At 53.7% G+C, this 8,695-nt stretch carries 6 protein-coding genes, 1 tRNA gene and 1 pseudogene; 3 read left to right on the forward strand and 5 right to left on the reverse strand.

The window, feature by feature from the left end:
• The 3 genes from NZM04_04110 to NZM04_04120 form a co-directional block, all read right to left on the reverse strand.
• On the reverse strand, positions 1–246 hold a 246-nt coding region (locus NZM04_04110; GenBank protein ID MCS7063221.1), incomplete at its 3' end, for a hypothetical protein.
• A gap of 110 nt (positions 247–356) precedes the next feature.
• Positions 357–3,092: a hypothetical protein gene (locus NZM04_04115; protein ID MCS7063222.1), complete on the reverse strand. Its 2,736-nt coding sequence runs from the start codon at positions 3,090–3,092 to the stop codon at positions 357–359.
• 184 nt (positions 3,093–3,276) lie between these two features.
• Positions 3,277–3,348 (reverse strand) — tRNA-Thr (locus NZM04_04120).
• A 135-nt stretch (positions 3,349–3,483) separates the two neighbouring features.
• Between NZM04_04120 and shc the strand changes: the two genes are divergently transcribed.
• The 3 genes from shc to NZM04_04135 are packed head-to-tail and all read left to right on the forward strand — an operon-like array spanning position 3,484 to position 6,818.
• Positions 3,484–5,547 (forward strand): squalene--hopene cyclase, encoded by a 2,064-nt coding sequence (gene shc, locus NZM04_04125; GenBank protein MCS7063223.1) that lies wholly within the window; start codon positions 3,484–3,486, stop codon positions 5,545–5,547.
• Positions 5,548–5,552: 5 nt separating this feature from the next.
• On the forward strand, positions 5,553–6,260 hold the full coding sequence (locus NZM04_04130; GenBank protein MCS7063224.1) for a hypothetical protein: 708 nt from the start codon (positions 5,553–5,555) through the stop codon (positions 6,258–6,260).
• 15 nt (positions 6,261–6,275) lie between these two features.
• Positions 6,276–6,818, forward strand: coding sequence for an NUDIX domain-containing protein (locus NZM04_04135; protein ID MCS7063225.1), 543 nt, complete (start codon positions 6,276–6,278; stop codon positions 6,816–6,818).
• Positions 6,819–7,149: 331 nt separating this feature from the next.
• Here NZM04_04135 and NZM04_04140 read toward each other — a convergent pair.
• Both NZM04_04140 and NZM04_04145 read right to left on the reverse strand, forming a co-directional pair.
• Positions 7,150–7,545 (reverse strand): annotated as a pseudogene (locus tag NZM04_04140) (sugar phosphate nucleotidyltransferase).
• Positions 7,546–7,670: 125 nt separating this feature from the next.
• On the reverse strand, positions 7,671–8,695 hold a 1,025-nt coding region (locus NZM04_04145), incomplete at its 5' end, for a metal-dependent hydrolase (GenBank protein MCS7063226.1).

Consider the following 8,695-nt stretch of genomic DNA (forward strand, 5'->3'; position numbering starts at 1 on the left):
TTCCTGCGGTTTGCGCGAGGCTCGTTGGGCTTCGCGCATGAGGTCCTCGGGCGCGCGGTGCATGCCGATGAGCACGCGGCAGCAGGCCGTGTCTGTCCCTGGATAGGCTTCGATAAGGTCGGCCAGGTTGGCCCAGCCGCGGAGGTGGAAGTAGCCGACGCAGCAATCAGCGCGAATGGAGTTGGCGAGCGTCTCACGTAGAGCGGTTAACAGGTCGGCTTCGAGATTGTCGAAGATACGTGGCACGGGGGGAGATTAGGGTGCGTGACGCGAAGAGAAAGTTTTTTTGAAAATCATTCGTCGATCTGACCTTTTCACTTATTCATAGCTAGATGGATTTTTAGGGTTAGAAGACATTAATGGAGGCTTTTTGCCCACCAATCGTGCAACGATACCACAGCTAATTCGATGCTCCTGAGCATAGACTCTCTACCACCTCCGGTGCAGGCGAACCAGGGTCTTTTTGAATCACACAGTGATCGCAATTTTCGCCCCAACATCGTTCTAATCATCTTATGAATCACCAGTGCGTCCCAATCGTTTATCCTTGACTTTACGTGCTCGTAATAGACTCCCCAATTCGAACTCCACCCGGTAAAGATGAAATCGACAGATACCTTGTGCCCTTTAAAACCCTTTGCTAATTCCGATTGAAGCCAGCTTTCATGTGCTGCGTGATGCTCATCTCCTCCGATGAAAAGTAGGCGAATTGGCCTTTCAGCGAGAATCTCACTGACATGGGGGCGTTGTTGCGAAGTGGTTCCCAAGCGCTGCTCAAGTTGACGCTTTAAGTTGTCTAGATACTCGCCATTCTGATCACCTTTGAGTTCGATGATCCGATTGAACACATCCTGCGCATCGTGAAGACTTCTTGCATCCCCTCTGAGTAATCTGAAGAACAACTCGCGCAGTAAAGCCGCAGCATTTTCAAGCTGCCCTTGAAGCTCGTAAAATTTAACTCGGCACCAGGTTACATCTTCCCAGCCCCACGCAGGTGAATAATTTCGATCATCCTCAAGCCAGTCCAAAAATTTTTGTCGATAAGAGTGTCCCTGCTCGGCTATTTTCTCCATTCCATCCAGTATTTCCTCAGCCAAATCCAGTTCTCCATGCATCAAAGCTCGCTTCAATAAATCTTTTAGCCTATCCCACCTTGCGGGGACCGATACGGGGCCTTCCTGGAGCCATCGCATACACTTTTGGCGAAGGGACTTGACCGAGACCGCAAGGCCGCTTCTCCACACTGGCTCAAACGCCTCATCTCCTTTTATCCTCAAGAGATGCTCTGCCACCTTTTCTCCTAAAGACTTATCGTCAAACAAATCTGCCGCTGCCATTACTCGTTCCCACAATCCAAGTGGAAACCGCCCTGATTCCTCCAAGGCACGCTCCAAATACTCTTGTGCAGTCTTGAAGTCCGCCACTTCCATTCTTTCTAGTAAAGCCAGTCCTAACAAAAAGCGCGTCCATTGCACTAATCCGCCCTCGGCGTAGGCCTCTTCCCGTTCCGACATGCCTGCCAACGCCCAGCTCAGGTGATCTATTGCCACTCGTAAATCCGCGGTTCCTTTGTCTAGGATCTTAATTAATCCTAAACAAAAATGTGCATTTGTGCTGTTTCGAGGATATTTTTGAACCGCCTCTTCTAGAAGCGCCTCCGACTTCTTCAGAGCTGCTACCACCGTCTGAGCTAATCCCTCTCTCTCAGGCAACACTTCTTTTAACGACCGAAATCCCGCATCAATCAAGGCCAGATCACACCATACATCCCCTCCATTCTCCAACTCATCTTTCTCGGTTAATTCCCTCAGTAACCTCTTGGCCGTCTCAAACTCTCCCCTGAGCTGATACACTTGTGCCCGCTTCCGAGTCAATCTGTCTAGGAAAGCTTGCAATGCACTATCTGTCTTGTCGCCATTCACCCGCAAGTATTCATCCATAAAATTCAAAAAACCCTCAGCTTCACCCCACTGTCCACGCCGCACCAAGGAAGCCGTGCGATGATAAATTTTATTTAACAAATCGTTTTGCTGCCACCCTGGCACTCGATCCAAATGTCGAGTCACCCAACGCAAGATCAACCTATACTCCTGCCCTTTCCATAGCAAATCAAACACCTCAGGCAGCAGCACTGCTCCGCAACGCACCTCAAGACTGTTGCACAGCTCATCTGTCAACTCCGACTCCTTGCGTAATAGTTGCAAGACTTCCCCCTCCTTCTTCGCCCGCAACAATCCCAGTATCACGCCCGTAAAATACCAAAGCCGCCGGATCGTATTCTCTCCAGGAAAATGAAAACAATAAGGCCTTTCAAACAACGCATGCACAAAGCCTCTGTGCAATAAAGTATGTTGCCGCTTGGAATTTAACTCCGTGACCTCCTCGACCAAATCCTCCACCTGCTCCCGCGTCAAGGCTCCCATCTCTCCGAAGGCCGATGCTATGGCCGTGCTGATCAGTAAATAATCCAATGTCGTAAAGACTCCTACAAACCCAGGCCACGAATAAACCCTGCATTCCTCTTTTAACTCTTCACGATCACCTCCCAGCAAGGTTTCTTTGCCACTTTTGCCACTTAATAGATCGCGAACCTCAATCCCCTTGACTTCCAAAGCCCTCCTCAGCTCCACGAAAAAATCCCCACCACAAAGTAAAAGATAACCCAGATATACTCCTAGCACTCTCGGCTCATATCGCCCTAAAACCGCATCCAACCCCCTCACAAATTGATCCGTCGTTGCCGTTACATCATCGCCCTCTACAAACCCATCCTTATTGGGAATTCCGCACCCATCCAAAAACCCCTTCAAAATTACCCGCTGGTGCTCAATCAAGTAACCTCGCACGATATACTCTTGCAACCACTCAAATTCCCTCCTCTTAATCTGCTTCTTTAACAGCACCGCATTCTCTTCAACAGTCCGTCGCTCCAGAAAAACCAGACGGAAATGCCACACCTCGGCAAGCTGTCTTAACACCTTATTCCCAAGATTGCCTATTTGGTCTTCCTTCAACACCCACCGACACCCTGCCTCGATCTCTCTTTCCTGTAATACGCGCAGTAAATCAGAAACTTTCAAGTTGTCGTTCATAGCCCTCGATCGCCTTATTTACTTACATTCCAGCCTAAATAGCGACAACAGAATTAAAGCTGCGCAAGTCAAAACCTCTCGCCTTTAGGGATCATCTGAAGTGAAAATAATGGGGAAGGAAAAAGCCAAGGCTGGAACCTGATTTGAGCATTAACCGTTGCCGAGGCCGCGATGCAAGGGGCTGAGCCGACTACCGGGATTGAACCGGTGACCCACGGTTTACAAAACCGTTGCTCTACCGCTGAGCTAAGTCGGCGTGTGTGATGGGCTAAGGTGGGTTGTGTGTAGTGTTAGTCTTTGAGAAGGGGATCGTCAAGTGTGGAGGAGGTGGATGTTTCTTTTTTGCTTTTTGAGGGCGTTTGGGCATAATGGCGGGCTTGTTATCAGAGATATGAGGACGGATACGGATACGAAGTTGCAGCAGCAGACGAAGACGGCGGAGGCGGTGGGTGTGGTGGTGGAGGCGGATTTGGCGCAGCGGATCGAGGTGGCGACGAGGCGTTCTCAGGAGTTTCTTTTGAAAGCGCAACATCCCGATGGATACTGGATCGGGGAGCTTTTTGTGGATGTGACGCTGGTGTGTGATGTGGTGCTTTTTATGCATTGGCGGGGTGAGGTGGATCCGGTGAAAGAGGCGCGGTGTGTGAAGCATATTTTGTCGCGGCAGCTTCCTGATGGGGGGTGGAATATTTATCCGGGCGGGCCGAGCGAGCTGAATGCGACGGTGAAGGCGTATATTGCGTTGAAGTTGGCGGGGTTCGATGCGGGTGAGCCTTTGATGCAGAGGGCGCGGCATACGATTTTGCGGTTGGGTGGTGTGCCGCGGTGCAACACGTATACGAAATTGTTTTTAGCTTTGCTGGGTTTGTATCCGTGGACGCATTTGCCGGTGATTCCGTCGGAGATGATTTTGTTGCCGAATTGGTTTCCGTTTAATATTTACGAGATGTCGGCGTGGAGTCGGGCGATGGTGGTGCCGTTGACGATCATTAATCATTTTAAGCCGACGCGGCAGTTGCCCGAGGAGAAGCAGATTCACGAGCTGTTTCCTTATGGATTGGAGCGGGCGCCGTTTCATTTGCCGTGGAATCGAAAGAAGATTTTTTCGCTGACGAATTTCTTTTTGGTGTGTGACTTGGTGTTGAGTCTTTTGGAGCGTTGTCCGTGGAAGCCGTTTCGTAAGCGGGCGTTGAAGCGTGCAGAGGAGTGGATTTTGGAGCGGATCGGGGATGGATCGGATGGGTTGGGGGCGATTCAGCCTTCGATGCTTTATACTTGCATAGCTTTGAAGGCGCTTGGCTACACTGATGAGCATCCTGTGTTGAAGAAGGCTTTGCGGGATTTGCAATCGCTTGAGGCGTATCATGAGGAGGAAGATGATTTTCGTGTGCAGCCGTGTTTTTCGCCGGTTTGGGATACGGCGATTACTGCGGTGGCTTTGGCGGAGAGTGGGGTGCCTGCGGATCGGCCTGAGTTGAGAAAAGCGGCTCGTTGGTTGATGGATCGAGAGGTGCGAATTCGCGGGGATTGGGCAGTGAAGAATCCTCATCCTGAGGCGAGCGGGTGGGCGTTTGAGTTTAACAACATTTATTATCCGGATGTGGATGATACGTTGAAGGTGTTGTTGGCGTTGCGGCATATTGAAGTGGAAGATGAGGAAGAGAAGCAGCAGGTGATTGAGCGGGCGACGCGATGGGTGAAGAGTTTTCAGTGTAAGGATGGGGGATGGGCGGCTTTTGATAAGGATGTGACGAAGAAATGGTTGGAGGATGTGCCGTTTGCTGATCACAATGCGATTTTGGATCCGACGTGCTCAGATATTACGGCTCGGGCGCTGGAGCTTTTCGGGAAGTTGGGGACGATCAAGACGGAGCGGTTTATTCGTCGTGCGGTTCGGTATTTGCGGGAGACTCAGGAGGAAGATGGCTCGTGGTATGGGCGGTGGGGGGTGAATTACATTTATGGGACGTGGCAGGCTTTGAGGGGGTTGGCAGCCATCGGTGAGGATATGAATCAGGACTGGATTTTGCGGGCGCGGGATTGGCTTGAGCATTGCCAGAACGAGGATGGGGGCTGGGGTGAGACGCCTGATTCGTATGTGGATAAGTCACGGAAGGGTAAGGGGCCGAGCACGCCTTCGCAGACGGCTTGGGCGCTGATGGGAATTATGGCTTGTGGGGATCTGAATCGAGAATCGGTGCGGCGTGGGTTTGATTATCTTTGTCGTAATCAAAATCCGGATGGCTCGTGGAGTGAGCCTTATCTGACTGGCACTGGTTTTCCGGCGGTGTTTTATTTGAAGTATGATATGTATCGGAATAATTGGACGCTTTTGGCTTTGGCTGAGTATCGTAAGTTGGCTGAGAAGCAGAAAGAGCGAGCTAGGGCGTGGGCTCAGTCTACGTTGAAGTTGTCGGAGTTGCGTAGTAAGCTTGGGCAGGAGGCTGCCGTTTGAGGGGTATGATTGTCGTGGCTTTTGCTGTGCCGCACGAGGGGGAGCTTTTGGCGAAGCAGCTTTCATCAGCAAGGCCATTACCGGGCAAGTTGCTGGGGCTGCAGGGCTTTCTTTTTGATCGTGCTGTGGCGGTTGTGTATGTGGGGATGGGGAAGAAATCTGCGCAGGAGACGATGGAGCGTGTATTGGAGATTTTGCGGCCGCGGTGTGTGATTGTTTCTGGGTATGGAGGGGCGTTGACTCATCACTGGGGCGTGGGAGATGTGGCGGTGGCTAAAAATTTTTCGACTCCGGAGTGGCTGCGGCAGATTGGCAGGAGTGAGGCTTGGCGTGAGGCGGTGTTTTACTGCTCGGATACGATTTTAGCGACGCCTGAGGCGCGTGAGGCGGTTCATCGGGAGTATGGGGCGCAGATTGTGGAGATGGAGACGGAGCCGATTTATCGCCTATGCAAAAAGCATGGGGTGCCGATTTTAGCTGTGCGCGTGGTGAGTGATACGAGTGATGATGTGTTGCCGATTGGGGCGTTGGAGCGGGCGTTTGTTCCGAAGTGGACGGCGGGGAGGGTGGTGCGGTTTTTGTTTTATCTGATGACGCATTGGGGCGAGGTGGGGCCGTTTATGCGGTTTGTGGGGCATCTGCATGAGGCGCGGCGGGCGTTGACGCAGTTTTTGCAGGTGGTGCTTCAGAGGTATGTGCCGGTGGATTCGTAAAGGAAAGGGAACGGTATGGCGGTAGAGATGTATGACGTGGTGGATTTTCAAGATGAGGTGATCGGGCAGGCGACTCGGGAGCGGATCCATGCTGAGGGGCTGCGGCATCGCGCGGTGCATGTGCTCGTGCGAGACGAGAAGGGGCAGGTGTGGCTGCAACGGAGGAGCCGGTATAAACGGCAGCATCCGTTGTGCTGGGATTCGACGTGCTCGGGGCATGTGGATGCGGGGGAGAGTTATTTGATGGCGGCGGAGCGGGAGTTTGAGGAGGAGTTGGGAGTAAAGGCGCGTGGCTTACGGGCAATCTTTAAGTTGGATGCGTGTGAGGAGACGGGGTGGGAGTTTGTGTGGGTGTATGAGGTGAGATGGCTGGGGGGGGGAGATTTCAAGCCTAACGAGGAGGAGATTGAGGCTTTGGGTGTGTTTAGTTTTGATGAGGTGGAGGGGTTGATGAAAAGGGAGGCGGTTGCACCGGCTTTTCGTTATCTGTGGCCGTTTTATCGGTTGAGAGTTGAACAGCAGCAGATGCGTCCGTTGATGCAGCGGTGGGTTGTTTAGGGTTTAGGTTTGGGGGATGTGAGAGGGTGTGTTGGTAATCTTGGAGGGTGCCGAGGTCGGTCCAGTGGCCTTCGTTGATCAAGTGACCGTGGACGGGGATTTTGGCTTGGATCATGCGAAGGAAAACTTCTACGAGGGATTCGATGCGGCCGGGGATGAGGAAGGAGAAGAATGAGCGGCGTACGAGGGCTATGCCGGCGTAGAGGGTGGTGAGGCCGTGGGAAACTCCGAGGCGATGGCGGAGGTCGAGGATGCGCGAGGTGGTGGGATCGAAGCGGACGTTGCGGGGGTGCTCCTGGGTGCGGAGGGCGAGGGTGATGTGGCGTGTTGGATCGCATAGGTGGGCGTCGAGGAGGGGCTGGAGGGGGAGGGAGGTGAGGATGTCGCCGTTGTAGAGCCAGATGTTTTCGTCGGTGGGGGTGAGGTGGGGTTCGATGTTTTTGAGTCCACCGGCGGTGTCGAGGAGGATTGGCTCGTGGACGAAGGTGATGGGGTGGTTTTTCCATGAATGGTGGGGGAAGCCTTTGGAGTAGGCTTCGGGGGCGTGATGGGTGTTGATGATGAAGCGGGTGACGCCGTGCTGGATGAGGTGATCCATGGCGTAGGTGATCATGGGGCGGCCTGCTATGGGGAGCATGGGTTTGGGGCAGTGATCGGTGAGGGGGCGCAGGCGGGTGCCGAGGCCAGCGCCTAGGATGAATGCGGTGTGAGGGGGGGAGGGGGTCATGGTTGTGGTGAGAGTTTAGTGAGGGGTTGGGTTGTGTGGTGGGGGTGTCGTGAGGGCGGGGGAATTTTGGGAGTTAGAAGGATTTTTGTATGAGTGTTAGGTGACGATTTAGTGGGGTTGGATTTTTACAGGACTGGTTGGCCGAGGAGGCGCTGCCATAGGATGGGGAAGGCATGACGGGGTGGGATGGTGGGGCGGAGGGTGTGGAGTTTGAAAGTGCCATCTGGGCGTGGGATGAAACGCCAACGGAATATGGCGAAGGTATTTTCGGGAGTGAGCGTGGCGAGAGGATCGGTGCGGATTTCTCCGAAGCGGAGGTCGTGGAAGATGAGTGCGGGTGGGGAGGTGGGGGAGTCTGGGTCTGCGGAGAGGTAGCCGTGATGTTGGGCGAACCATTGTAGTTTTTGGATGGCGGGGTGGTGTTGCCATTGTTCTTGGAGTGCTAGGGGGAATGGGAGGAGGGTGTGGGTGATGCGTAGGGATGGGGGGTCAAGGAGTGATGCGTAGGCTATGTAGCAGCCCTCGGGGGCGCGTATGATTTGGCGCCAGAGTAAGGGGCCTGGAAAGGTTGGTGCTGTAAAGGGGGGTGAGAGGGTGATGAGGTTTTGGGTGAGGTGTGCGCGCTCGAATCGCGTCTGGATGTGGGATTTGATGAGGTGGAGGTTGAGGAGGTAGAGGGTGCCGATGAGGAGGGCTATCTTGGGAGCCAGGGAGGTTATTTTTCTAGGAGGTGGGAGCCACAGGGCTAGAATTGTGGCTGCGAGGAGTGGGAGGGTGAAGATGGGGTCGATGATGAAGATGAGATTCCAGCTGAATCGGTGGTTGGAAAAGGGTGCGAGGAGGAGGGTGCCGTAGACTGTGCAGGCGTCGAGGAGGGCGTGAGTTGCGAGGATGAGGAAGAGGGTAAGGGTGAGTAGGGTTGAAGGGATTGGACGGGTGGTGGGGTCGAGTTTCTTCAGTAGAGAGGCTAGAGGGGGCGAAGCTGCGGCAAGAACAGGAAGACTGTGTGAGAGGCCGCGATGCGATTGGAGGCGCTGGAGGGGGTCGAGCCAGGGGTTGGCGAGGATGTCGAGGTCAGGGATGTTGCCGACGATGGCTCCGTAGAGGAGGGCTCGACGGCCGATGCGTTTTCCCAGGAGGGCATGGGAAA

The organism is Candidatus Methylacidiphilales bacterium, assembly GCA_025056655.1.
In the GTDB taxonomy this organism is placed as follows: Bacteria; Verrucomicrobiota; Verrucomicrobiia; order Methylacidiphilales; family JANWVL01; genus JANWVL01.

Excerpts from the sequence above, each read along its gene's own strand:
- NZM04_04135 (MCS7063225.1), top strand. The coding sequence starts at position 6,276 with ATGGCGGTAGAGATGTATGACGTGGTGGATTTTCAAGATGAGGTGATC.
- NZM04_04130 (MCS7063224.1), top strand. The coding sequence starts at position 5,553 with ATGATTGTCGTGGCTTTTGCTGTGCCGCACGAGGGGGAGCTTTTGGCG.
- NZM04_04115 (MCS7063222.1), bottom strand. The coding sequence starts at position 3,092 with ATGAACGACAACTTGAAAGTTTCTGATTTACTGCGCGTATTACAGGAA.
- shc (MCS7063223.1), top strand. The coding sequence starts at position 3,484 with ATGAGGACGGATACGGATACGAAGTTGCAGCAGCAGACGAAGACGGCG.